Annotated in this window: 16 protein-coding genes and 1 tRNA gene; 2 read left to right on the forward strand and 15 right to left on the reverse strand. The window is 47.3% G+C overall.

Annotation, left to right across the window (positions count from 1 at the left end):
* Nucleotides 1-1,261: 1,261 nt before the first annotated feature.
* Both DMI82_RS09950 and glgB read right to left on the reverse strand, forming a co-directional pair.
* A tRNA-Thr gene (locus DMI82_RS09950) sits at nucleotides 1,262-1,334 on the reverse strand.
* A 124-nt stretch (nucleotides 1,335-1,458) separates the two neighbouring features.
* Nucleotides 1,459-3,732, reverse strand: a complete 2,274-nt coding sequence (gene glgB / locus DMI82_RS09955; protein ID WP_110103197.1) for a 1,4-alpha-glucan branching enzyme — start codon at nucleotides 3,730-3,732, stop codon at nucleotides 1,459-1,461.
* Between the two features lie 215 nt (nucleotides 3,733-3,947).
* Here glgB and DMI82_RS09960 point away from each other — a divergent pair, with 215 nt between their 5' ends.
* Entirely contained in the window at nucleotides 3,948-4,919 is a 972-nt protein-coding gene (locus DMI82_RS09960; RefSeq protein WP_022427213.1) for a carbohydrate kinase family protein, read from the forward strand.
* An 834-nt stretch (nucleotides 4,920-5,753) separates the two neighbouring features.
* On the opposite strand, the gene DMI82_RS09965 is transcribed toward DMI82_RS09960, so the two are convergent.
* The 10 genes from DMI82_RS09965 to tgt all read right to left on the reverse strand — a co-directional run bounded on the left by DMI82_RS09965 (nucleotide 5,754) and on the right by tgt (nucleotide 18,474).
* Nucleotides 5,754-6,917 carry a phosphoglycerate dehydrogenase gene (locus tag DMI82_RS09965; protein WP_021651414.1) on the reverse strand — a complete coding sequence of 388 codons (1,164 nt, stop codon included), beginning with the start codon at nucleotides 6,915-6,917 and terminating at the stop codon, nucleotides 5,754-5,756.
* On the reverse strand, nucleotides 6,917-7,999 hold the full coding sequence (serC, locus tag DMI82_RS09970) for a 3-phosphoserine/phosphohydroxythreonine transaminase (protein ID WP_015527147.1): 1,083 nt from the start codon (nucleotides 7,997-7,999) through the stop codon (nucleotides 6,917-6,919). Before serC ends, DMI82_RS09965 begins: the two co-directional genes overlap by 1 nt.
* The gene (ilvB, locus tag DMI82_RS09975; protein ID WP_110103198.1) at nucleotides 7,992-9,674 is read right to left on the reverse strand and encodes a biosynthetic-type acetolactate synthase large subunit; all 1,683 of its coding nucleotides are present in this window, start codon (nucleotides 9,672-9,674) and stop codon (nucleotides 7,992-7,994) included. Before ilvB ends, serC begins: the two co-directional genes overlap by 8 nt.
* A 15-nt stretch (nucleotides 9,675-9,689) precedes the next feature.
* Nucleotides 9,690-11,363 carry a dihydroxy-acid dehydratase gene (gene ilvD, locus DMI82_RS09980; protein ID WP_092068317.1) on the reverse strand — a complete coding sequence of 558 codons (1,674 nt, stop codon included), beginning with the start codon at nucleotides 11,361-11,363 and terminating at the stop codon, nucleotides 9,690-9,692.
* A gap of 119 nt (nucleotides 11,364-11,482) precedes the next feature.
* Nucleotides 11,483-12,568 carry a 3-isopropylmalate dehydrogenase gene (gene leuB / locus DMI82_RS09985; RefSeq protein ID WP_015527150.1) on the reverse strand — a complete coding sequence of 362 codons (1,086 nt, stop codon included), beginning with the start codon at nucleotides 12,566-12,568 and terminating at the stop codon, nucleotides 11,483-11,485.
* 266 nt (nucleotides 12,569-12,834) lie between these two features.
* Nucleotides 12,835-13,635, reverse strand: coding sequence for a TPM domain-containing protein (locus DMI82_RS09990; protein ID WP_110103199.1), 801 nt, complete (start codon nucleotides 13,633-13,635; stop codon nucleotides 12,835-12,837).
* A 13-nt stretch (nucleotides 13,636-13,648) separates the two neighbouring features.
* Nucleotides 13,649-14,734, reverse strand: coding sequence for a hypothetical protein (locus tag DMI82_RS09995; RefSeq protein ID WP_022426084.1), 1,086 nt, complete (start codon nucleotides 14,732-14,734; stop codon nucleotides 13,649-13,651).
* Between the two features lie 84 nt (nucleotides 14,735-14,818).
* Nucleotides 14,819-16,162 (reverse strand): SPFH domain-containing protein, encoded by a 1,344-nt coding sequence (locus tag DMI82_RS10000; RefSeq protein ID WP_110103200.1) that lies wholly within the window; start codon nucleotides 16,160-16,162, stop codon nucleotides 14,819-14,821.
* Nucleotides 16,163-16,850: 688 nt separating this feature from the next.
* Nucleotides 16,851-17,165, reverse strand: coding sequence for a preprotein translocase subunit YajC (yajC, locus tag DMI82_RS10010; protein ID WP_015527154.1), 315 nt, complete (start codon nucleotides 17,163-17,165; stop codon nucleotides 16,851-16,853).
* Nucleotides 17,166-17,322: 157 nt separating this feature from the next.
* Nucleotides 17,323-18,474 carry a tRNA guanosine(34) transglycosylase Tgt gene (gene tgt / locus DMI82_RS10015; protein ID WP_110103202.1) on the reverse strand — a complete coding sequence of 384 codons (1,152 nt, stop codon included), beginning with the start codon at nucleotides 18,472-18,474 and terminating at the stop codon, nucleotides 17,323-17,325.
* 302 nt (nucleotides 18,475-18,776) lie between these two features.
* Here tgt and DMI82_RS10020 point away from each other — a divergent pair, with 302 nt between their 5' ends.
* Nucleotides 18,777-23,018: a 2-hydroxyacyl-CoA dehydratase gene (locus DMI82_RS10020; protein ID WP_110103203.1), complete on the forward strand. Its 4,242-nt coding sequence runs from the start codon at nucleotides 18,777-18,779 to the stop codon at nucleotides 23,016-23,018.
* 135 nt (nucleotides 23,019-23,153) lie between these two features.
* Here the strand turns inward: DMI82_RS10020 and DMI82_RS10025 are convergent, their stop codons facing one another.
* Genes DMI82_RS10025 through DMI82_RS10035 form a run of 3 tightly spaced genes read right to left on the reverse strand, consistent with a single transcriptional unit; the run spans nucleotide 23,154 to nucleotide 24,304 of the window.
* On the reverse strand, nucleotides 23,154-23,777 hold the full coding sequence (locus DMI82_RS10025; protein WP_015527157.1) for a manganese catalase family protein: 624 nt from the start codon (nucleotides 23,775-23,777) through the stop codon (nucleotides 23,154-23,156).
* 3 nt (nucleotides 23,778-23,780) lie between these two features.
* Nucleotides 23,781-24,059 carry a spore coat protein CotJB gene (locus tag DMI82_RS10030; RefSeq protein WP_110103245.1) on the reverse strand — a complete coding sequence of 93 codons (279 nt, stop codon included), beginning with the start codon at nucleotides 24,057-24,059 and terminating at the stop codon, nucleotides 23,781-23,783.
* Nucleotides 24,059-24,304 carry a spore coat associated protein CotJA gene (locus DMI82_RS10035; RefSeq protein ID WP_110103204.1) on the reverse strand — a complete coding sequence of 82 codons (246 nt, stop codon included), beginning with the start codon at nucleotides 24,302-24,304 and terminating at the stop codon, nucleotides 24,059-24,061. The genes DMI82_RS10030 and DMI82_RS10035 overlap by 1 nt, the downstream gene beginning before the upstream one ends.
* Nucleotides 24,305-24,392 lie beyond the last annotated feature (88 nt).

Below are 24,392 nucleotides of genomic sequence, written 5' to 3' on the forward strand. Positions count from 1 at the left end.
GGTTTGTTTAAACCGTTCTTTAAATGTAAAGAAATTTTCGAGAATCGTATGTGTTTCACTGTTTAGTTATCAAGGTTTGTTGTGTCTGTCTCTCAGACAGCTCGTTTATTTTATCTCATTTCTTTTTGTTTGTCAAGCACTTTTTTAAGTTTTTTTCAAACATTTTTGAGTTAAGATTTTGTTGTCGTTTCGTTGACGACTTGGATACTTTATCATATCTTCTGTCTTTTGTCAACTGTGAATTTCATTTTTCTGAAATCCTTTTTAATTGTTTTTTTTTTGAAAACAATTATTTGCGACAGCTCAGTTATAATACCACTGGGAGTTATGCTTGTCAACCATAAATTTCAATTTTTTTAGATTTTCCTGGAAGTTTGTTTTTATAGGACAATTTTTTATTCTTATTTGTAATTTTTAGGATTATCTTTATTGTTGTTTATTGTGTTGTTTTTTAATAATAAGTCTCTTCGCTGTATGGCGCTACGCCGGTCGCATTTTCAATGCGGGAATATGCAGGGGGAAGGCCATCTCAGAGTTCCGTAGCCCGAAGGCCCTCCCCCTGCACCCCCACCCTCTTGGGCACGGAAATAGTTCTTCGTTGTTGTGTGTGCTGCGTTATTGACTTTTGTCTGTATGCTGCGGTATTCAGAATGGAACGTTGTGCCGATCTGGTTTCTGTATTCTTCGATATTTATGGTGATACGCTGTGCCGATCCTGTTTCTGTATTCTTCGATACTTATAGGAATATTCTGTGCCAGTCTAACATTTCAGGACAGGACGCCCAGTCCGCTTCCATCCCCCGCATGTTTTTTCCTGTCGGCTGGAAGCGTCAGCCAGAGGAAGGTGGCATCGGGCCGGGCTGCTGCGGAGGAGGGGTGATTACTACTTGGGCTGCGAGAGACGGCGTTATTGCGGCAGGGTCTGCTGTCTGAGCCGCAGGCGAGTTCTGGCCCTGCCGCAATGCTTTTAGCCGTCTCACGGAGCCCTAGTAGTATCCCCCGACGGAGTCCCTGCCCGGAGCGATGCCACCTTCCTCTGGCGTCCCTCAAAAACATCCCCGCTTGCATCCACCCCCGGAGCGATGTCACCTTCCTCTGGCGTCCCTCTCCATCCTTCTCACAAAACCTCAAAAGCATCCCCGACTGCATCCACCGAGCAATGCCACCTTCCTCTGGCGTCCCTCGACCACATCCATACACACAAAAAAAAGCCCGGCATCTTCATATTCCAAAGACACCGGACTCCCATCAGTCATATATAAGCTGGAAATGAGACTCGAACTCACGACCCCTTCATTACGAGTGAAGTGCTCTACCGACTGAGCTATTCCAGCTTGTGCTAAACACAACTGATATTATACCGTATTTTACAAAAAATGCAAGCACTTTTTCCTACAATCCACTCAAATCCTTACCCTCCAATCACCCCAACCATATTCCCATTTAATTCACAAACCATCACTCATCCCCGGAAGCCCCCTTCCTGCGAGAAGCCACCCGTTTCACAACCTTTACCGCATCCTTTACAGCCACAGATTTTTCAACCACCGTCATTTTCGCTTTATCCATACGCTTTCCCCTGCTTTTCCCCACAGTCTTTTTCACATTTCCTTTCTTCACAGAGTTTTTCTTCACATTCCCCTTCTCCGGTGTACACCCAAATACCGCCACACCATAAGCCGGAAGCTTCAGCTTCAAAGAAAACTCCCTGTTATCACACTCCATATGAACAGCCGCTTTCGCCCGTGCGTTCACCACACCCTGTCCGCCAAACTTTTCACTGTCACTGTTGAAAATTTCCTTATATTTCCCTGCAAAAGGCACACCAACCCGGTAACTGTCATAAGATACCGGTGAAAAATTACACACCGCAAGAATCGTTTCTTCCGGCTTTTCCGTCTTACGAAGAAACGCAACCACATTCTCATCATAGCTGGTAAACTGGATCCACTCAAACCCATCCGAATTACCATCCATTGCATACAACGCCGGATGATTCCTGTAAAGTTCATTCAGATCATGCAGATACACCCTCATTTCCGGCCCCACATCCCCATCCGGCGCTGTCATCTTCACACCCGGATGAAGCATCAGATAGCCATACGCAGCACGCAGCTGAGCATCCTTCTGCCTTGAAGATCCCGGAAGCTTCTCCAGAAACTCTTTTAACGTACCCACATCTCTCTTCCCCAGAGTCAGTACATAATGCTCACTATATGCATACATCATGGAAAGCGTCAGCTGATCATAATAATTTCGTCTGTCCAAAGGCTCTGCTTCCAGGTAAGAAAGAAGATCCTTTGTCCAGCCACCACTCCATTTATAGTCAAACCCCAGATGATCATTCTCCACACTGTCTGTAAGCTGCGGCCATAAACCATCCTCCTGTGCGATCAGAAGAATCCCCGGATACTGCTTCTTCACAATAGAATTCAGATGCTTCAGAAACTCCAGTGCCTGAAGATTCTCATTGGAACTATAAAGATTAACCGTCCACTGTCCCGCCTCTCTTCCAAAATCCAGATACAGCATCGCATCTACATCATCCATCCGAAATCCGTCCACATGAAATTCATCCAGCCAGAAAAACGCATTGGAAATAAGAAAATCTTTGACCATAGGACTTCCGTAATTATAAAGCATGGTGCCCCACATCGGATGAACGGCCATAGCCGGATCCTGTACTTCATAAAGAGGAGTTCCGTCAAATTTCTCAAGCCCTGCATCAAACCGCGGAAACTGAGCCGGTGTCCAATCCAGGATCACGCCAATCCCTGCCTGATGAAGATCCTCCACCAGTGTCCGGAAATCTGCCGCAGTCCCAAAACGGGTAGTCACAGCATAATACGCAGACGTAGAATATCCTCCTGAACTTCGGTCAAGATACTCCATCACCGGATGAAATTCTACATGCGTATAACCGGTTTCCTTCAGAAACTCCACCAATTCACCACTGTTTTTCCACTCTGTTACATCCGTTTCATAAATGGAAACCGGAACTTCACGGCTGGCAAACCTTTCACGTTCCTTCATCCACGCTTCATCCTGCCATAAAAACTCCCCCAGCTCTGTTACAACAGAAATCACAGACGGCGCTCCCTGGGTTCCATTTCCGTAAGGATCAGACTTCCGCTGTACATTGCCGCCTTTGATCTTGATCTCATACTGGTAAGAGGCCCCTGCCTGTACACCTGGAACAAAAATCTCAAAAATTCCGGACATTGGCATCCGATGCATCGGAAGACGCCTTCCATCCCACCTGTCAAAATCACCGATCACACTGACACGGATTGCATTGGGTGCCCAGACAGCAAAATATGTTCCTTCTACCTCGCCACAGGTCCCCGGATGCGCTCCCAGCTTCTCATATGCCTTGTAATAGACACCGGCACAAAAAGCTCGTTCCTCCTCTTCCGTGATCTGGCATGGACATTCATACGCATCGTAAAAAGTCTCTTTCCTGCTTCCTCTTATCACACGGAAACGATATTCCGGAATCCTTTTCAGTGGAAGCATTACAGCATAATAACCAGCCTCATCTTCCAGGATCATCGGATAACTCTTTTCCCCTACAACAACCTCTGCAGCATCCGCTCCCGGAAAAAATCCCTGGATCAGAACGCCATCCTCTGTTACCCTTGGCTGCATCACATCACGAGGTGATGCCTCCTCCCCATAAACGATCGCCTCGATCCGGGGCCAATCCATATATTCATACGCTTTATCAGCCATAATCGTCTCCTCCATCATATTTGTTGTTTTATAGACTAAGTTTACCACCATTTTACAGAAAAATAAAGATAACAGTTCTAATCTTCGCAAAAAGCACCACAAGTAACCGGTAACAGAACAGAAAATAATTCGATTTGGTCCTTCCCAAAATCATGTGTAACGATTATAATATGAAGCAGAATATGAAACAAATAACTTATCAGGAGGAATCATCAATGGAAAACAGACAGTATGATGTAACAGCTCTCGGCGAGCTTCTGATCGACTTCACAGAAAACGGTGACAGTTCCCAAGGAAACCCTACTTTCGAGGCAAACCCGGGCGGAGCTCCCTGTAACGTTCTTGCCATGCTGAACCGTCTTGGCAAAAAAACTGCATTTATCGGAAAGGTCGGAAACGACATGTTCGGCAAGCAGCTGAAGGCTGCCGTAGAAGAATGCGGCATTGATACCAGAAATCTTGTCATGGACGATGAAATTCACACTACCCTTGCTTTTGTACATACTTACCCGGACGGAGACCGTGATTTTTCTTTCTACCGTAATCCAGGTGCAGATATGATGCTGACAAAGGATGAGGTAGATGCCGATCTGATCCGCAATTCCAGGATCTTCCATTTCGGCACGCTTTCTTCCACACATGAGGGTGTCCGTGAAGCAACCCGCTATGCTCTTGACGTGGCAAAAGAAGCCGGATGCATCATCACCTTTGACCCGAACTTACGCCCTCCACTCTGGAAGGATCTGAACGATGCCCGCAAAGAGATCGAATACGGCATGGAACGCTGTGATGTACTGAAGATTTCTGATAATGAAGTGGAATTTCTTTTTGACACAACAGATTATGATAAGGGTGCTGCCCTTATCGAAGAAAAATATCATATCCCGCTTGTGCTGATCACAATGGGAAAAGACGGAAGCCGCGCTTATTATCGCGGACGGAAGGTCGAGGCTGCTCCTTTCCTTCAGGAAAAAACCATTGAAACCACCGGTGCAGGAGACACCTTCTGTGCAAGCACCCTGAATTATGTGCTGGAACACGGTCTTGAGGATCTCACTGACGAAAATCTCGCAGAGCTTCTTACTTTTGCAAATGCAGCAGCTTCTCTCATCACAACAAAGAAGGGAGCACTCCGCGTAATGCCTGAAAGAGATGAAGTTCTTGACTTCATTGCATCCCGCAAGTAGTGTATGTTTTTCTTTTATTGAATTATTTTTTTGTTTATTGGCTTTGAAAAGCTGAGAAAACACCGCAGGGGGAGAAAGCACTCAAAGTTACGAAGCCCGTTTTTCTCCCCCTGCACCCCCTCTTTCCGGGCACGTACCGCGGAAACGGCGCTTCGCGCCTATCCGCCAATTGTTGTGTATTCTTCATATTTTCCCTGTTATATCATATATTTTTATTAATATCTTATCGTATAAAAATTTACAGCCAATATCATTACGCATATTATATTTGCACATTATATTTGTATTTGATATATTTACATTTAATATATTCGCATTTGATATATTTACACTTAATATATTTGCATTTGATATATTTACATTTGATCATTTGATATATTTGCATTTGATCATTTGATATATCTGCATTTGATATATTTCCCCCTCAAATTCACTTCTATATTATTCCAAAAAATCCGCAGATGTGCCCCGCACATCGAGACCTGCCAACGCCCTCCCACCCTCACTCTCGGCTCAACCTTCCACATCCAATACCGTCACATACCTATAACGCCTCAAGACTTTTTCACTCTCAACAACCCCTTCAGGCCGTTCTCCTCCATCGGCTCAACCTTTCGTTCCCAGCACCGTCGCATACAGACACAAGTCAACAAAACTCCCGTCCTCCACAACCAAGCACTCCTAAAAAAAGCCCGAGGGGTGTGCAGAGGGGCCGCGGCTTTGCGGCCCCTTTGCGGTTTTCCTTTTTTCCTCAAAAAAATACTGCACGCCATTCGCCAAAAAAGCAAACGCCACACAGTATTTAAAAAAAAGTATTTCTAACCTCTTGTTACTTTACTTAACAACACGCACCCTGTACATTCCCTCAATCTCCTTGAGTTCATCCAACGCCTTAGCAGACGCCGCACTCTCAAGATCAATAAGAGTATAAGCAAACTCCCCTTTACTCTTATTCGTCATATCCGCAATATTCAGTCCCTCAGATCCAAGGATCTTGGTAACCTGACTGATCATATTCGGTGTGTTGCTGTGCGCAAGAGAGATTCTTCCAACAGCCACACAGGTACCCATATCACAGTTCGGATAATTAACTGAATTTTTGATATTACCATTCTCAAGGTAATCGCGGATCTCCTTTACAGCCATCTCTGCACAGTTTTCTTCAGATTCCTCTGTAGACGCACCAAGATGCGGAGTTACCAGAATACCCTCGCGTCCTGCAACTGTCTCATTTGCAAAGTCAGTTACATACTTCTTAACCTTGCCACTCTCAACAGCCTCGATCAGCGCATCCTCATCAACAAGAAGATCTCTTGCAAAATTCAGAAGAACTACGCCGTCCTTCATCTTATCGAAAGCTTCTTTGTTGATCATCTTCTTAGTGCTGTCAAGAAGCGGCACATGAATGGTGATATAATCGCACTGGCTGTAGATCTCATCCAGGCTCTTGCTGTGCTTGATGGTTCTGGACAGGTTCCATGCCGCATCAATAGAAAGATATGGGTCATAGCCATATACTTCCATGCCAAGACCGCATGCTGCGTTTGCCACCATGGCTCCAATGGCTCCAAGACCGATGATACCAAGCTTTTTGCCGCTGATCTCGCATCCTGCGAACTGTTTTTTCTGCTTCTCGGCAAGCTTGCCGATGTGCTCTTTATCTTTCTCCTGTGCAACCCACTCGATACCTCCTACGATATCTCTGGATGCAAGGAGCATACCTGCAAGTACCAGCTCTTTTACGCCGTTTGCATTGGCTCCAGGCGTGTTGAATACAACAACACCCTTCTCTGCATACTCCTTAACCGGAATATTATTGACGCCTGCACCTGCACGTGCAACTGCGCAAACGCTCTTCGGCAGCTCCATGTCGTGCATTTTTGCACTTCTTACAAGGATTGCATCACACTGGTCAGCAGTCTCTGTTTTTTTATAATTATCGCCAAAAAGTTTCAGACCTTTTTCAGCGATCGGATTCAGGCAATGATACTGGAACATTATGCATTCTCCTCCTCGAATTTTTTCATGAATGCAACCAGTGCCTCTACGCCGGCCTTTGGCATGGCATTGTAGATGCTGGCACGCATTCCGCCAACAGTACGGTGTCCTTTCAGGTTTACAAGTCCTGCTTCAGTTGCCTCTTTGACAAACTTGGCATCCATTTCCTTGTCACCGGTTACGAACGGTACATTCATAAGAGATCTGTCTTCCGGAACTACAGTTCCTTTGAACAGCTTGCTGGAATCCAGGTAATCATAAAGGATTTTTGCTTTTTCCTCATTGCGCTGTTTCATCACTTCCAGACCACCCATCTTCTTCAGCCATTTAAATACTTTTCCGCATACATAGATGCAGTAAGCATTTGGCGTATTGTAAAGAGAGCCTGCGTCTGCATGTGTCTTATAAGTAAGCATGGTTGGGGTTCCCGGAAGAACATCCTCTGTGATCAAGTCCTCACGGATGATCACGATAACCATGCCTGCCGGTCCGATGTTCTTCTGAACACCGCCATAGATAATACCATATTTGCTTACATCCACCGGCTCAGACAGGAAGCAGGAGGATACATCTGCTACCAGGGTCTTGCCTTTTGTGTTTGGAAGTTTTTTGAATTTTGTGCCGTAAATGGTGTTGTTCTCACAGATGTATACGTAGTCTGCATCCGGGCTGATCGGCAGATCACTGCAGTCCGGGATATAGCTGAAGGTTTTATCTTCAGAAGATGCGATCTTGTTTGCTTTTCCGTATTTCTGAGCTTCCTGATAAGCTTTCTTTGCCCACTGTCCTGTTACGATATAATCTGCGACCTTGTTTTTCATGAGGTTCATCGGGATCATGGCAAACTGCTGGGATGCTCCTCCCTGAAGGAAAAGTACCTTGTAGTTATCCGGAATGTTCATAAGCTCGCGAAGATCTTTCTCTGCAGTATCAATGATCTCCTGAAAAGCTGCACTTCTGTGGCTCATTTCCATAACAGACATTCCTGTGCCGTTATAATCCATCATCTCATCCGCTACTTCTTTGAGTACTTCCTCTGGAAGCACTGCCGGTCCGGCAGAAAAATTATACACTCTACTCATGTTTCTTCATATCCTCCTCGTCAAATACATCATCAAGGTTCGCACCAGCCGGTACCATCGGGAACACACTCAGATCCTGATCGATCCAGCAATCCAGAACGACAGGTTCCTCTGCTGCCAGTGCCATCTTAAGTGCAGGCTCCACATCCTCCATCTTTGTCACACGAATGGCTTTTGCACCCAGCGCCTCTGATAATTTCACAAAATCAACGGCGTCATCCAGTACTGTGGAAGAGTACCTCTTTCCATAGAAAAGCGTCTGCCACTGACGCACCATTCCCAGTACATGATTGTTCATAACAATCTGGATCAGCTGTCTGCCACAGCGTGCAGCTGTTGCCAGCTCATTCATATTCATACGGAAGCATCCGTCACCTGCTATATTTACAACTGTTTTTTCCGGCCTGCCCATCTTCGCGCCAATTGCAGCGCCAAGGCCGTAGCCCATGGTTCCAAGGCCGCCGGAAGTAAGAAGAGTTCTCGGCTCTTTGTATTTATAATACTGCGCCGCCCACATCTGATGCTGTCCAACATCTGTGGAGATGATCGCATCACCGTTGGTCAACTCATAAAGCTTCTCTATAATATACGGACCTGTAAGCTGTGTGTGATCATAATTCAGCGGATATTTTGATTTCAATTCCTGGATATGTGCGATCCACTCCGGATGTTCTTTCTTCGGAATTTCCTCCAGAAGGCATTTCAGCACTTCCTTCACATCACCGATCACACTGGCATCCACTTTGATATTTTTATTGATCTCCGCAGCATCCACATCGATCTGAAGGATTTTTGCATTATGTGCAAAAGTTTTGGTATTTCCTGTTACACGGTCACTGAAGCGTGCACCGAGAACAATAAGAAGATCGCACTCTGTTACGCCAAGATCGGAAGTCTTGGTTCCGTGCATACCTACCATACCTGTATAGAGAGGATCTTCTCCCGGGAAGGTACCCTTGCCCATCAGAGTATCGCAGACAGGAGCCTGGATCCTGCGAGCCAGCTCACGTACTTCCTGGTCAGCACCGGAGATCACACATCCGCCGCCAACAAAAATAAACGGTTTCTCTGCCTCTCTGATCATTTCCAGTGCCTGATCAATATCTTCTTTACGGATACTTTTGATCTCACGGTTAACCATAGCCGGATGGCATGGCTCATATTCATATTTCATTCCTGTGATATCCTTCGGGACATCCACAAGCACCGGGCCGGGTCTTCCGCTTTTTGCAATATAAAATGCTCTTCTTAACGTATCTGCGAGATCTTCGATATTCTTTACGATGAAACTGTATTTTGTTACAGGCATTACGATACCTGCGATATCAACCTCCTGGAAAGAATCTCTTCCCAGGAGTGGTCTTCCTACGTTTGCAGTAATGGCTACCATCGGTACGGAATCCATGTATGCAGTCGCGATCCCTGTTACCAGGTTAGTTGCTCCTGGACCGGAGGTTGCCAGGCAGACACCTACCTTTCCGGTCGCTCTTGCATAACCGTCAGCAGCATGGGATGCACCCTGCTCGTGGGAGGTCAGTACATGTGTGATCTCATCTTTGTATTCATATAAGGCATCGTAAACATTCAGGATCGCGCCGCCCGGATATCCAAATACGGTATCAACGCCCTGTTCCTTCAGACATTCTACGATGATCTCTGCACCTGTAAGCTGCATATCTTTCGTTCCTCCTTATTTTGCTTTCGGTACTTCCAGGATCGCACCACGGTTTCCGGATGTTACCATGGAAGCGTATCTTGCCAGATATCCGGTTGTCACCTTCGGCTCTCTTGGCTGCCATTTTTCTCTTCTAGCCTGCATCTCTTCATCTGAAACCTTGATCTCCAGTTTCAGCTCCGGAATATTGATGCTGATGATATCGCCTTCCTCAACCAGTGCGATCGGGCCGCCTACTGCTGCCTCCGGTGATACGTGTCCGATAGCGGCTCCTCTAGATGCACCGCTGAAACGTCCGTCGGTGATCAGGGCTACGGAAGAACCAAGTCCCATTCCCACGATGGCAGATGTAGGGTTCAGCATCTCTCTCATTCCAGGGCCACCCTTTGGTCCCTCATAGCGGATAACCACAACATCCCCCTCTACGATCTTACCGCTCTTGATGGCAACAATTGCGTCATCCTCGCTGTCAAATACACGTGCAGGACCTTCATGTACCAGCATCTCCGGTACAACAGCAGAACGTTTTACAACACCACCATCCGGTGCAAGGTTTCCTTTCAGTACGGCAAGTCCGCCTGTCTTTGTATACGGATTGTCGATCGGGCGGATAACCTCCGGATTCAGGTTTACACAGTTTTTGATATTCTCACCTACTGTTTTTCCGGTTACTGTCATACACTCTGTATGGAGAAGTCCCAGCTTGTTCAGCTCATTCATGACCGCATAGACACCACCGGCCTCATTAAGATCTTCCATGTAGGTCGGGCCTGCCGGTGCAAGGTGGCAAAGGTTCGGGGTCTTCTCACTGATCTCATTTGCAAAGCTGATATCAAAATCCATTCCGATTTCATGTGCGATAGCCGGAAGATGAAGCATACTGTTTGTGGAGCATCCAAGTGCCATATCTACTGTAAGTGCATTTAAAACTGCCTCTTTTGTCATAATGTCTCTTGGGCGGATGTTCCTTCTGTACATTTCCATTACCTGCATTCCTGCATGTTTTGCAAGACGGATACGCTCGGAGTATACGGCCGGGATGGTACCGTTTCCTTTCAGTCCCATACCGAGAACCTCTGTCAGGCAGTTCATGCTATTCGCAGTGTACATACCGGAACATGATCCGCAGGTCGGGCAGGTTTTGTTTTCGAATTCTTCCAGATCATCTGCTGTGATGGTTCCTGCTGCATAGGAGCCTACTGCCTCAAACATACTGGAAAGACTGGTTTTGTGTCCTTTTACATGGCCGGCAAGCATCGGACCGCCGCTTACGAATACAGTAGGAACGTTGATCCTTGCCGCTGCCATCAGAAGGCCAGGTACGTTTTTGTCACAGTTGGGAACCATGACCAGGGCATCAAACTGATGAGCCAATGCCATGGCCTCTGTGGAATCTGCGATCAGGTCACGTGTAACAAGGGAATATTTCATTCCAACGTGTCCCATTGCGATTCCGTCACATACTGCGATCGCCGGAAATACAACCGGTGTGCCGCCAGCCATTGCAACGCCGAGCTTTACAGCATTTACAATTTTGTCAAGGTTCATATGTCCCGGTACGATCTCGTTATAAGAACTTACGATTCCTACCAGTGGTTTGTCCATTTCTTCCTTTGTCATTCCAAGGGCATTGAACAGGGAACGATGTGGTGCCTGCTGTGTGCCTTTTCTTACGGTATCACTTTTCATTTTTAAGGTCTCTCCTTTTTATTCTTTACGATAGGATCCGGTATCTGTTTATAGACTTCCTCTTCCAGGTACCGGGTTTTTCTGTTCTGTTTCGTTTTCTTCTCTCTGTCCCGCTTCATTTATGCAATGGCATCTGCGATCAGATCGCCCATCTCTTTGGTTCCGACAAGCTTGCATCCGTCAGACATGATATCTCCTGTTCTGTAACCCTCTGTAAGAACCTTCTGTACTGCTGTTTCCACAGCATCTGCTTCTTTATCAAGATCCAGAGAATATCTCAGCATCATAGCAGCGGAAAGAATGGTTGCGATGGGGTTTGCCTTGTTCTGGCCTGCGATATCCGGTGCAGAACCATGGCTCGGCTCATAGAGACCAAGCTTTGTCTCATTTAAGCTTGCGGAGGAAAGCATTCCGATAGAACCGGTCACCATACTTGCCTCATCAGAGAGGATATCTCCGAACATGTTTTCTGTAAGGATAACATCAAACTGCTTCGGATCACGTACCAGCTGCATTGCACAGTTATCAACCAGCATATGCTCCAGTGTTACATCCGGATAGTCCTTTGCCACATCCTCTACTACACTTCTCCAGAGTCTGGAAGAATCAAGAACATTGGCTTTATCTACACTTGTAACCTTATTTCTTCTCTTACGTGCGATCTCAAATGCCTTAATGGCAATACGGCGGATCTCATTCTCATTATAAGAAAGAGTATCTACTGCTGTGCGGACTCCGTTCTCCTCAGTAGTCTTTCTTGCTCCGAAATAAAGACCTCCTGTAAGCTCTCTTACGATGATCATGTCAAAACCATCTCCGATGATCTCATCACGGAGCGGGCATGCATCACGAAGCTCATTGTAAAGATAAGCCGGACGAAGGTTTGCAAACAGGTTCAGCGCCTTACGTATCGCAAGAAGACCTGCCTCCGGGCGTTTGGACGGCTCCAGCTTGTACCACGGGGATGTCTTGGCATCGCCGCCAATGGAACCCATCAGTACTGCATCAGAAGCTTTTGCCTGGGCAATGGCTTCCTCTGTAAGAGGTACTCCGTGAGCATCAATGGATGCCCCTCCTAAAAGAACCTCTGTGTATGAAAATTTATGACTGTATTTCTCACATACTCTGTCTAAAACTTTTTTGGCCTCGGCAACAATCTCCGGACCGATTCCGTCTCCCGGAATCAGGGCAATCTTGTACTCCATTTTATTCACTCCTCCGATTTCCCCTGTGCTGTAAAATTTTAACGCACTGGTGTGGATAATTGTTATTATCATAACGCACTTTTCGACGGATTTCAACCTATTAAATAGATAAAGTTATTTCCGGAATGTAAAAAATAAACGGCAATTCCCTGTTTCTGCCGCCACAGAGACATACTTTCGCACACAGAAAAAAGAAAAACTGCCCTACCATTCCGGTACAGCAGTCTTTCTTTTTTTATCATATTCTGTTTTTCCTGATGATATTCTCAGAATTTCCCGCTGGAACCGCCGAAGGTATCACCGGAAGATGAGGTATGGGTGCTGGAACCACCGTTATTATCCTCATTTTTCGGTTTTGCGGATTTTGATACCGTACTGTAGAGGTAAAAATCATTACTTCTGGTCACATTCATACTGCCCTGCCGCACATAAGAAGCCGCCCGATCCTGTTTTCGCACAGTTTTCAGCTTTCTTCTCATATTTCCGGTCACCAATAATCCTGCCACAAGCCCCACAGCAAGAGCGATCAGCAGGTTTATCCCAACCGCAAAAGGCTCATCCGGAAGGTTTTCCACATCGTATGGCTCTGCCTCATCTGCCTGCGTGATAAAATCATCGCATTCCGTGGCAAACTTATGAAACGCTTCGTTATAATCACCGTCACTTAAATAAGGCTTCACCTGATCCATGATGTAGGACTGTCCGGCATCCGTAAACACTTCTATCGCATATCCGTGTGTCGCAATGGCCCAGTTACGGTCTCCCATATCCAACAGGAATAAAATACCGTCACCATTTTCCCCCTGCCCATATCCATGGTCAATAAAATAATCCTCCGCATACGCCTGGGCTGTTTTTCCCTCAAGACTGTTAACAGTAACGACCACAACATCTACCTGATCCCGCTCACTGATCTCATCCAGAGTACTGCTCAGGCTATCCTGCTGCTCTGCATCCAGAAGTCCCGCCTGGTCATCCAGACGGCTTACGGTGCCTGCCCATACCGGAAAAGCACATGCCAGACACAAAAGGATCGATATCAAAAATACAGATATTCTTTTTTTCATGGCATCCACCTCCCTACAAAGCCCAGATCAGATACAGGATAATATAAGTGATCACACCCACGACCCCCGTTGTTCCCAGGAACCATCGTGCAAAAGCGTTCTTGTCTGTAGGCAGATTTCCCACAAATTTCCCTGTCTGACCATTCATGGCAAATATGTAATTATCACCCTTCCACTTCGTCTGCAGGATCCATACGGGATATAACGCATATTTCGTTGTCCCGTTATGAAGCCGGATACTGGTATTCTCCGGTACCACACTGGCGTATCCTCTCACCGTATCCCGGAATGCAGCCTCTGTGCTGCGGCGGATACGCTCATTGGCACGTTCCTCACACTCGCTCGCTGTCACATCATATTTATCTGCAAAATATCCAGCCAGATACGCAGTCTGAAAATCCACCGCTTCTTTGAAATCAAAAGGCTCTATAGACTCCATCAGATCATTTTCCATGCTGGCAGAGCCATCCACCGGTACATGATCAAAACCAAGAGAACCACTTCTGTGTACTGCATAATAGCTGGTCTCCGTATAATCATAATCACTATCGCTCCAGAACCGGGTCTTTGTTGCACGGTAACGGATATCTGCATCTGCGTCTGTGTCATACAGCCAAAACGGAACGTAGATGCCCTTAACCTCGCTGATATGATTCTCTGACTTAAATGCTTTCGGCAGAAGCCTCTTACCGGTAAGATGCTTTTTCAGCCTCTCCTTTGCCGCTTTCTTGTCCAGCTTAAACGGGATCACATAATCCGGCTTCAGTGCACCGGACAGCTGCCCGGTCATTACCACCGGACTTCCGCAAAACGGGCAGGCCGTTGCTGCCGTGTTGGCATCTCCCACGATCTCACCGCCACAGGACTTGCACACATAGGTACGCAGCCCCTCACTCTCCCCGTCCTGCCATTCACTGCCGGCCTCATCCGACCAGCTCATATCCTCAGGCTGCTCTTCCTCCACAGTCTGGGCATATTCCGATAACGTCCCGACATCAAACTCCGTATCACAAAATGGACACTTCATCTTCTGCACAGAACTGTCAAACTCTATGGAGCCACCACAGCACGGACACTTAAACTCCTGCATCTTCGCCATATATTCACCTCACTTCATCATTCTGTATCCAACAACCGGCAGGAGTTACCTTGCATTTTGCTCCTGACCATCTCTCTTTCTGATCTATACTGCATCCTCCGGTCCGAACGGATCACCGCACTCCGGGCAGAATTTCGGTGGATTCTCCGGATCTGCCGGTTCCCATCCGCACCTGCTGCAGCGATACTGCATCTTCTTCTCCGGTTTCTTCGCTCCGCAGTTCATACAGAACTTGCCTTTATTCACCGTACCGCAGGAACAGGTCCAGCTGTCCTCCACCGGACGCGATGCACCACACTCCGGACAGAATTTCCCCGAAGAAACCGCACCACAACTGCAGGTCCAGGAACCAGCCGCAGCCCCTGCTCCGTTCCCTGCCGGCGAAACCGGCTGCGCTGCCTGCTGCTGTACACTCTGCTGCTTCTGGCCCATCTCAAACAACTGCTGCGCATTCAGACCACCTGCATTAGCAGCCATACCCATGCCCATAAAACCAGTCATAGCCCCTGCTGAATTAGAAGCCGCAGCCTTCATAGCATCCGCCTGGGCCCCGGTCAGAGTAGCCGCAGCCATAGCAGGATCACGCATCATAGCCGTACGCTGAGCCTGCTTGATCATCTCGGCATCCTCATCCGGCAATGTCACAGAACCAAGTGCCACACTGACCACCTTAAGCCCACGAAGCTCCTCCCACTTGGCAGAAAGCACCTCATTCATGGCATTCTCCAGCTCCGTATTATGAGTCACGATCTGATTCGGACGCAACTCCAGCTCCGAAAGCCTTCCGAAAGCAGGCTGCAGCGCACTGATAAACTCCGCCTTCAGCTGTCCGTCCAGCTCCTCTCTGGTATACTCCCGCTCCACATTTCCACACACATTCGTATAAAAAAGAAGGGGATCCGCGATCCTGTAGGAATAAACACCATGACATCTCACAGCCACATCCACATCCAGCCCGATCCTGGAATCCACAACCCGGAACGGGATCGGATTAGCAGTACCAAACTTGTTATCCACAAGCTCCTTGGTATTAAAATAATACACCCTCTGATCCTTACCCGTATCACCGCCAAAAGCAAACCTCTTCCCGATCGTATCAAAGGTCTTCCTGATTCCGTCACCCAGACTACCTGAAAAAATACTCGGCTCCGTAGAAGCATCATACGTATACTCTCCCGGATCCGCACAAACCTCAACAACCTTTCCCTGCTCCACGATCATCATACACTGACCATCCGCCACAGCGATCCCGCTGCCGCTGGAAATGATATTATCACTCCCATGTTTATTGGAAGACCTGGAAGAAGACCTCTTCGTCCCCTTCACAACCATCACTTCTTTATCCATAGCCTCACAGTAAAAAAACTCCTTCCACTGATCCGCCAACGTACCACCCGCTGCACCCACAGCCGCTCTGATAAGACCCATAAATCCAACCCCTTTCTGAAAATTCATTCTTATTTACAATTTTACGATATTCCAAAGCCATCGTCACTCTCATTTCTGATAGTAACATCATTATTACACGAATTTTACCAAAAATCCACTTATTTCTATACAATATTACAATTGTTATATTCCCATCACATCCGCAATCTCAGCACATCCACACAATCCATCTGCGCTGGCATCAAAGGCTATTCTCCCATCACATCCGCAATTCTAGGCACATCCGCAACCCCAGGCTGACAGCGCAGCGCCTCAGCCGTCCCATCACCCAAACCCAAACTCATCCACTGCAGTCGTCCAGCGCAGCGCTGACGACCCACAACCTACCGTCAAACGACACTCCTTTCTCACCGGAAGCACCAGCCGGGGAAGGGGATGCTGGATGGCTCTGCTTCTGCAGGAGGGGAGCTGATTCTTGGACGGCGGGAATCTGCGTTGTTTTTAAAAAGTCCGCTGTCTGAGCGGCAGCAGGCCGCGAGTTCGGACTTTTTAAAAACGCTTTTAGCAGATTTCCGGCGTCCTAGAAGCCAGCCCCCGACGAAGCCGCAGACCAGCCAGCATCCCCTTCCCCAGCGTACCTTCATCCGTCCATACACATACAAAAAAGACACCACGTCACAAAAAAACGCAGTGCCTTTCACATATTCCCGTTATTGCGAAAAAAGCATCAGGCAGAAGCCTGATCAGCCTTCTCAACCTCAGCAATCGCCTGCTTCCTCATAGGAATACGGCAATTCTTATTATTACCAAACTCAACAATAACATCTTCCTCAGTCATATCAATAACAACACCATAAAAACCACTGGTAGTAACAACACTGTCACCAACCTCCATGCTGTTCAACATAGTCTGAGTTCTCTTCTGCTCCTTCTTCTGCGGACGGATCATCATAAAATACATAATTCCAAACAGAACTACGATCCAGACAATACCAAGACCCGCGCTAAGTCCGCCAGCTGCCGCTGTAGATGATGCGATCATTTCAAATTCCTCCTGCTAAAAACAAATAATCTGCGGTACCCCCGCCGTTACTGACCTCTAAAAGTGTCACTTCGTACTATCATACACAAAAACCAAAAAACCTTCAAGGGTTTTCTTATAAAATCAAAGCAATTTACACAAATTTTATAAATAAAATTTACCGGTTCCCGTTGATCCTGCCTTCCTCAAAGCCTTCCAGACGCATCTTCTTATAAGCCGCAAAATTTCCTGCATCCAGCGCATCCCGGATTTCTTCCATCATATGATTATAGAAATACAGGTTATGCAGAACACAAAGCCTCATACCAAGCATCTCCTTCGCCTTCAGAAGATGACGGATATACGCTCTGCTGTAATGACGGCAGGTCGGGCACTGGCACTCCTCATCGATCGGTTTGGAATCCAGCTCATACTTTGCATTAAAAAGATTCATCTTGCCATGATTGGTATACACGTGACCATGACGGCCGTTACGGCTGGGATATACACAGTCAAAAAAGTCAATACCACGCTCAACCCCCTCCAGGATATTGGCCGGGGTACCAACCCCCATAAGATACGTCGGCTTGTTCTGTGGCAAATGCGGAACCACCTCATCCAGGATCCGGTACATCTCCTCATGACTTTCACCAACTGCAAGGCCGCCAACTGCATAGCCGTCCAGATCCATCTCCGCGATAGCCTGGGCATGCTCAATACGGATATCTTCATAAACAGCCCCCTGGTTAATACCAAAAAGAAGCTGGTTCTTGTTAATGGTATCCGGCAGACTGTTCAGACGAGCCATCTCATCCTTGCATCTTTTAAGCCAGCGTGTTGTACGCGCTACCGATCTCTGTACATAATCCCTGTCTGCCACACTGCTTGGGCACTCATCAAAGGCCATTGCAATGGTAGAGGCCAGATTTGACTGGATCTGCATGCTCTGCTCCGGTCCCATAAAAATCTTATGACCATCGATATGAGAGTTAAAGTACACGCCCTCTTCCTTGATCTTACGAAGCTTCGCCAGCGAAAACACCTGGAATCCGCCGGAATCGGTAAGGATCGGTCTATCCCAGTTCATAAATTCATGAAGACCTCCCAGCTGCTTTACCACCTTGTCACCAGGGCGCACATGAAGATGATAGGTATTGGACAGCTCTACCTGTGTACCGATCTCATGAAGATCCACAGTGGAAACTGCGCCTTTAATTGCTGCAATCGTTCCTACATTCATAAAAACAGGAGTCTGGATCGTTCCGTGGACCGTCTTAAACTCGCCCCTTTTCGCTCTTCCTTCTGTTGTGATCAGTTTATATTCTGCCATTTCATTTCCCTTCTAAAAACATTTTAAAGTTGTCCCTGTCCGGCATCTGTGTTACAAGTACAGCCATAACCAGCTGCCGATGCAAATATCTTTCAAAACTTTTAGTCAATATCATAACACATTTTTTTCTTTACGGCTACTGATTGTTAAACTTTTACATTGCCATTTTTTAAACGATATCGTATAATATAGAATATTCGCTTAAAAATCCTTTATAATAAGAAGAAACAACTCCCATCTGACAGAAATGTCAGAGTCGGGAAACCCCTGTATAGATACAACGAGGAGGAAATCAATTTTTTATGAAGAAACACACACTTGGAATTGACATTGGTTCCACCACTGTTAAGATTGCGATCTTAGACGAAAACGATACGCTTGTCTTCTCCGACTATGAGAGACATTTTGCAAATATCCAGGAAACCCTTGCAGATCTTCTTCAGAAAGCTGAGGATCAGCTTGGTGAACTGACACTCTGTCCGGTCATTACAGGTTCCGGCGGACTGACACTTGCCAATCATCTGGAAGTACCTTTTGTACAGGAGGTTATCGCCGTATCCACTTCCCTGCAGAAGCTGGCACCAAAGACGGATGTTGCTATCGAGCTTGGAGGCGAGGATGCCAAGATCATCTATTTCGAAAACGGAAATGTAGAGCAGCGTATGAATGGCATCTGTGCCGGCGGTACCGGTTCCTTCATTGACCAGATGGCATCTCTGCTCCAGACCGATGCACCAGGTCTTAATGAATACGCCAAACATTACAAGGCACTTTATCCCATTGCGGCACGCTGCGGTGTTTTCGCAAAAACAGATATCCAGCCACTGATCAACGACGGAGCAACTAAGGAAGACCTTTCTGCCTCCATTTTCCAGGCAGTTGTCAACCAGACCATTTCCGGTCTTGCCTGCGGTAAACCGATCCGCGGACACGTTGCTTTCCTTGGCGGGCCTCTTCACTTCCTTTCTGAGCTGAAGGCCGCTTTTATCCGAACCCTGAAGCTGGATGATGAACATATTATCGCACCGGACAACTCTCATCTGTTCGCAGCCATCGGCTCCGCCCTGAATGCAAAGCAGGATGTTACCGTTTCCCTGACTGAACTGAAGGAACGCATGCGGACCACCATCAAGCTGGATTTTGAGGTAGAACGTATGGAGCCGCTTTTTGCCACAGAGGACGACTACCAGGCTTTCCATGACCGTCAGAGTGCCTACAGGGTAAAAACCGGAGAACTTTCCACCTATAAGGGCAAATGCTTCCTGGGAATCGATGCCGGCTCTACCACAACAAAAACCGCGCTGGTAAGCGAAGACGGAACTCTTCTTTATTCCTTCTACAGCAGTAACAACGGAAACCCGCTGAAAACCACCATCAGCTCCATCAAGGAAATTTACAGCCTTCTCCCGGAAGATGCAGAAATTGCTTTTTCCTGCTCCACCGGCTACGGCGAAGCCCTGATCAAAGCGGCACTTCTTCTTGACGAAGGTGAAGTCGAAACAGTTTCCCATTATTATGCAGCTGCCTTCTTTGATCCTGAAGTAGACTGCATCCTGGATATCGGCGGTCAGGATATGAAATGTATCAAGATCCGTAACCAGACTGTTGACAGTGTACAGCTCAACGAAGCATGTTCCTCAGGCTGCGGTTCTTTTATCGAAACCTTTGCAAAATCTCTGAACTACACAGTACAGGACTTTGCAAAAGCAGCTCTTTTTGCAAAACATCCTATTGATCTTGGAACGCGCTGTACTGTATTTATGAATTCCAAAGTTAAGCAGGCCCAGAAGGAAGGCGCTGAGGTTTCCGATATCTCCGCCGGTCTTGCCTACTCCGTTATCAAAAACGCCCTCTACAAGGTTATCAAGGTTTCCGATGCTTCCGAGCTTGGCAAGCATATCGTTGTACAGGGTGGTACCTTCTATAATGACGCAGTTCTCCGCAGCTTTGAGAAGATTGCCAACTGCCAGGCCATCCGCCCGGATATCGCCGGAATCATGGGTGCCTTCGGTGCTGCTCTGATCGCAAGAGAGCGCTATCAGGAGGGCGAAAAAACCTCCATGCTTTCCATTGATCAGATCAACAGTCTCCAGTACACTACATCCATGGCAAACTGCCGTGGATGTACCAACAACTGCCGTCTGACCATCAACAAATTCTCCGGCGGCCGTAAATACATCAGCGGAAACCGCTGTGAGCGCGGACTTGGAAAAGAAAAGAACAAGGATCATATCCCGAACCTTTTCGATTACAAATATAAGAGGCTCTTTTCCTATGAACCTCTTTCCGCAGATAAGGCTACCCGTGGACAGGTTGGTATCCCCCGTGTTCTGAACATGTTTGAAAATTACCCGTTCTGGTATACCTTCTTTACAGAGCTGAAATACCAGGTGGTGCTTTCTCCCACTTCCACACGTAAGATCTATGAGCTGGGTATTGAGTCCATCCCAAGTGAATCCGAATGCTACCCGGCCAAGCTTGCTCACGGACATGTCACATGGCTGATCCGTAATGGTGTGAAGTTTATCTTCTACCCATGCATCCCTTACGAACGCAACGAGTTCCCGGATGCGGTCAACCATTATAACTGCCCGATCGTTACTTCCTATGCGGAAAACATCAAGAACAATGTGGACGAACTCAGTGATCCGTCCATCACCTTCCGCAACCCGTTCCTGGCATTTACTTCCGAGGATATCCTGACAAACCGCCTTGTGGAAGAATTCCAGGATATTCCTGCCGCCGAGGTCAAAGCCGCTGCCCACAAGGCCTGGGAAGAACTTACGGCCGTACATATGGATATCCAGAAAAAGGGTGAGGAAACCCTGCAGTACCTGAAAGAAACCGGCCGCCGCGGAATCGTTCTTGCAGGCCGTCCATACCATATTGACCCGGAAATCCACCACGGTATCCCGGATATGATCAACAGCTACGGAATCGCCGTATTTACCGAAGACTCCGTTGCACACCTTGGACATCTGGAGCGTCCCATCCGTGTCAACGACCAGTGGATGTATCACTCCCGTCTCTACTCTGCCGCAAATTTTGTAAAAACAAGAGAGGATCTGGATCTGATCCAGCTGAATTCCTTCGGATGCGGACTTGATGCCGTTACCACCGATGAGGTTTATGAGATCCTGGATGGAAGTGACAAGATCTACACCTGCCTGAAGATCGATGAGGTCAACAACCTGGGTGCGGCAAGGATCCGTATCCGTTCCCTGATCGCTGCTATCCGTGCAAAACAGGCACAGAATAAAAAAAGGAACATCAAGCCGGCTTCCATTGAGAAGATATCCTTTACCAAGCAGATGCGTAAGGAGTACACCATTCTCTGCCCGCAGATGTCTCCATTCCATTTCGGAATCTTTGAGGCTGCTTTTAAGGCATCCGGCTATAACCTGGAAGTCCTCCCCAACGACAACAAGCATGCTGTTGATGTGGGCCTTAAATATGTAAACAACGATGCCTGCTATCCGTCCCTGATGGTTGTGGGACAGATCATGGATGCTCTTCTTTCCGGCAAATATGACCTGAACAAAACTGCAGTCATCATGTCTCAGACAGGCGGCGGCTGCCGTGCCTCCAACTATATCGCATTCATCCGCCGTGCCTTGAAAAAAGCCGGCATGGAGCAGATCCCGGTTATCTCCCTCAACTTAAGCGGACTGGAGAGCAACCCTGGCTTTAAGCTGACACTGCCGCTGATCAAGCGTATCGTTTACGGTGCCGTATTTGGTGATATCCTGATGAAATGCGTATATCGCATGCGCCCTTACGAACTGGAAAAGGGTATCGTAAACCGCAAGCACAAGATCTGGGAGCAGCGCGTCATTGCCTTCGTAACAGGCAGCAGCGTCAGCCATGGTACCTTCAAAAAAATGTGCCGTGAGATGGTCCATGATTTTGATACGATCCCGATTTCCGATGAGAAAAAGCCTCGCGTTGGTATCGTAGGTGAGATCCTGGTCAAGTTCCTGCCTGCTGCCAACAACCACCTGGCAGATCTTCTGGAGGCAGAAGGTGCTGAACCGGTTGTTCCGGATCTTATCGACTTTATCTGCTACTGCTTCTACAACCAGAATTTCAAGGTTGAAAAGCTTGGATTCAAGAAATCCAAGGCAACCATCGCAAATCTTGGTCTCAGAGCCATCGACTGGCTGAGAAAAACAGCAAATGAGGCCCTGGAGCAGAGCCGCCACTTTACACCGGCCGCAGATATCCGTGATCTTGCAAAAATGGCTGCGCCCATCGTTTCTGCCGGAAATCAGACCGGTGAGGGATGGTTCCTGACCGGAGAGATGATGGAACTCATCCACGGCGGTGTCCCGAACATCGTCTGCATCCAGCCTTTTGGATGCCTGCCGAACCACATCGTAGGAAAAGGTGTCATCAAGGAAGTTCGCCGTGAGCATCCGGAAGCCAACATTGTTGCCATCGACTACGATCCAGGTGCCAGCGAAGTAAATCAGCTGAACAGGATCAAGCTTATGCTTTCCACAGCACAGAAGAATCTGCATAAAAACGATAAAAAAGACGCATAACAATAAATGCAGGTTACAAATATTTTTTCCCAAAAAACAAATTCAAAGCTGCACAGCCGCAGGATCACTGTCGGCTGTGCAGCTCTTTTTATTTCAGATATGATTCCTGTCAGACAGATGTTTTTCTCTGATCCATCATTCTTCACAGGAGGCTTTGCACGGAGCATCAAAGCTCGGATTAAAGGCATAGAAATTTTTAGCATCCAGCTGCTCCTGCACAGAACGCAATGCTTCACCGAAGCGCTGGAAATGAACCACCTCTCTTGCCCGAAGGAAACGTATGGGATCTGCAACTTCCGGGATGTTTTTCACCACCCGGAGGATATTATCGTAGGTGGAGCGTGCCTTCTGTTCTGCTGCCAGATCTTCAAACAGATCCGTGATCGGATCACCCTTACTCTGGAATTCGCATGCATTAAACGGAACTCCACCTGCAGCCTGCGGCCAGATTCCCACCGTGTGGTCAATATAATACGGCCCAAGTCCGCTGTTCTCAATTTCTTCCATCGAGAGATCCTTTGTCAGCTGATGGACAATGGTGGACACGATTTCCAAATGTGCCAGTTCTTCTGTTCCCACATCATTGAGCACAGCCGCGACCATCCGGTTCGGTGCGGTAAAACGCTGGGAAAGATACCGCATGGAAGCTCCTATTTCTCCGTCCGGTCCGCCATACTGGCTGGATATAAACTGTGCCAGCTTTGCATTGGGCGTCTTGATATTTACAGGATACTGGAGTCTTTTTTCATAATTCCACATACCTTATCTGCACCCTCCTTCCTGTTCCCATGGAAACGGCTGTTCCATCCACTGCCATGACTTAAGATTGCTGTCGTTTCCGGTATCAATGGTCAGCGGTCCATAAAACTTTGCATATTTTTCCAGGAGCTCATTTCTTCTGGCTGAAAGCTCACTGTAATATTCAAGAGCCCTTTTTTCTTTTGGATGCGTATCCAGAAAAAGGAGAAGATCGTCAATGGCAAAGCTTACCTGGTCAATAAACTGCAGCAGTTCTTTTTTTGAAGTACAATTTCCGGACATCATCGGCACCCTCCTCTCCTGCCGCAGAACGGCTTGCAAAGCTCAGGGAAGATAGTTCCGACCTGAAGAGCTTTTTTCAGTTCAAAGGTAGGCGCAAATTCCTGATATGGCACATACGCCATTGCAGGAACCTGTTTTGCCATATCAGAAAATGATTGATCCGTCCGGCCTGCCATCCCGCTATTCATCCCACAGGTATACTGATATGGCCGGCAGCCCGAACGATTCATCTGAAATCGGTCCATAATCGAAATCCTTTCATTCATGATCACGCTATATTTTATGACCGTTTTTTAAACTTGTGAAAACGGGAATGTTCACTTTCCTTCACAT

This window comes from Blautia sp. BCRC 81119, assembly GCF_003184505.1.
Classification (GTDB): Bacteria; Bacillota; Clostridia; order Lachnospirales; family Lachnospiraceae; genus Blautia_A; species Blautia_A fusiformis.

Bases quoted from the DNA above. Each gene is read 5' to 3' on its own strand.
- glgB (WP_110103197.1), bottom strand. From the start codon at position 3,732: ATGGCTGATAAAGCGTATGAATATATGGATTGGCCCCGGATCGAGGCG.
- DMI82_RS09960 (WP_022427213.1), top strand. From the start codon at position 3,948: ATGGAAAACAGACAGTATGATGTAACAGCTCTCGGCGAGCTTCTGATC.
- DMI82_RS09965 (WP_021651414.1), bottom strand. From the start codon at position 6,917: ATGTTCCAGTATCATTGCCTGAATCCGATCGCTGAAAAAGGTCTGAAA.
- serC (WP_015527147.1), bottom strand. From the start codon at position 7,999: ATGAGTAGAGTGTATAATTTTTCTGCCGGACCGGCAGTGCTTCCAGAG.
- ilvB (WP_110103198.1), bottom strand. From the start codon at position 9,674: ATGCAGCTTACAGGTGCAGAGATCATCGTAGAATGTCTGAAGGAACAG.
- ilvD (WP_092068317.1), bottom strand. From the start codon at position 11,363: ATGAAAAGTGATACCGTAAGAAAAGGCACACAGCAGGCACCACATCGT.
- leuB (WP_015527150.1), bottom strand. From the start codon at position 12,568: ATGGAGTACAAGATTGCCCTGATTCCGGGAGACGGAATCGGTCCGGAG.
- DMI82_RS09990 (WP_110103199.1), bottom strand. From the start codon at position 13,635: ATGAAAAAAAGAATATCTGTATTTTTGATATCGATCCTTTTGTGTCTG.
- DMI82_RS09995 (WP_022426084.1), bottom strand. From the start codon at position 14,734: ATGGCGAAGATGCAGGAGTTTAAGTGTCCGTGCTGTGGTGGCTCCATA.
- DMI82_RS10000 (WP_110103200.1), bottom strand. From the start codon at position 16,162: ATGGGTCTTATCAGAGCGGCTGTGGGTGCAGCGGGTGGTACGTTGGCG.
- yajC (WP_015527154.1), bottom strand. From the start codon at position 17,165: ATGATCGCATCATCTACAGCGGCAGCTGGCGGACTTAGCGCGGGTCTT.
- tgt (WP_110103202.1), bottom strand. From the start codon at position 18,474: ATGGCAGAATATAAACTGATCACAACAGAAGGAAGAGCGAAAAGGGGC.
- DMI82_RS10020 (WP_110103203.1), top strand. From the start codon at position 18,777: ATGAAGAAACACACACTTGGAATTGACATTGGTTCCACCACTGTTAAG.
- DMI82_RS10025 (WP_015527157.1), bottom strand. From the start codon at position 23,777: ATGTGGAATTATGAAAAAAGACTCCAGTATCCTGTAAATATCAAGACG.
- DMI82_RS10030 (WP_110103245.1), bottom strand. From the start codon at position 24,059: ATGTCCGGAAATTGTACTTCAAAAAAAGAACTGCTGCAGTTTATTGAC.
- DMI82_RS10035 (WP_110103204.1), bottom strand. From the start codon at position 24,304: ATGGACCGATTTCAGATGAATCGTTCGGGCTGCCGGCCATATCAGTAT.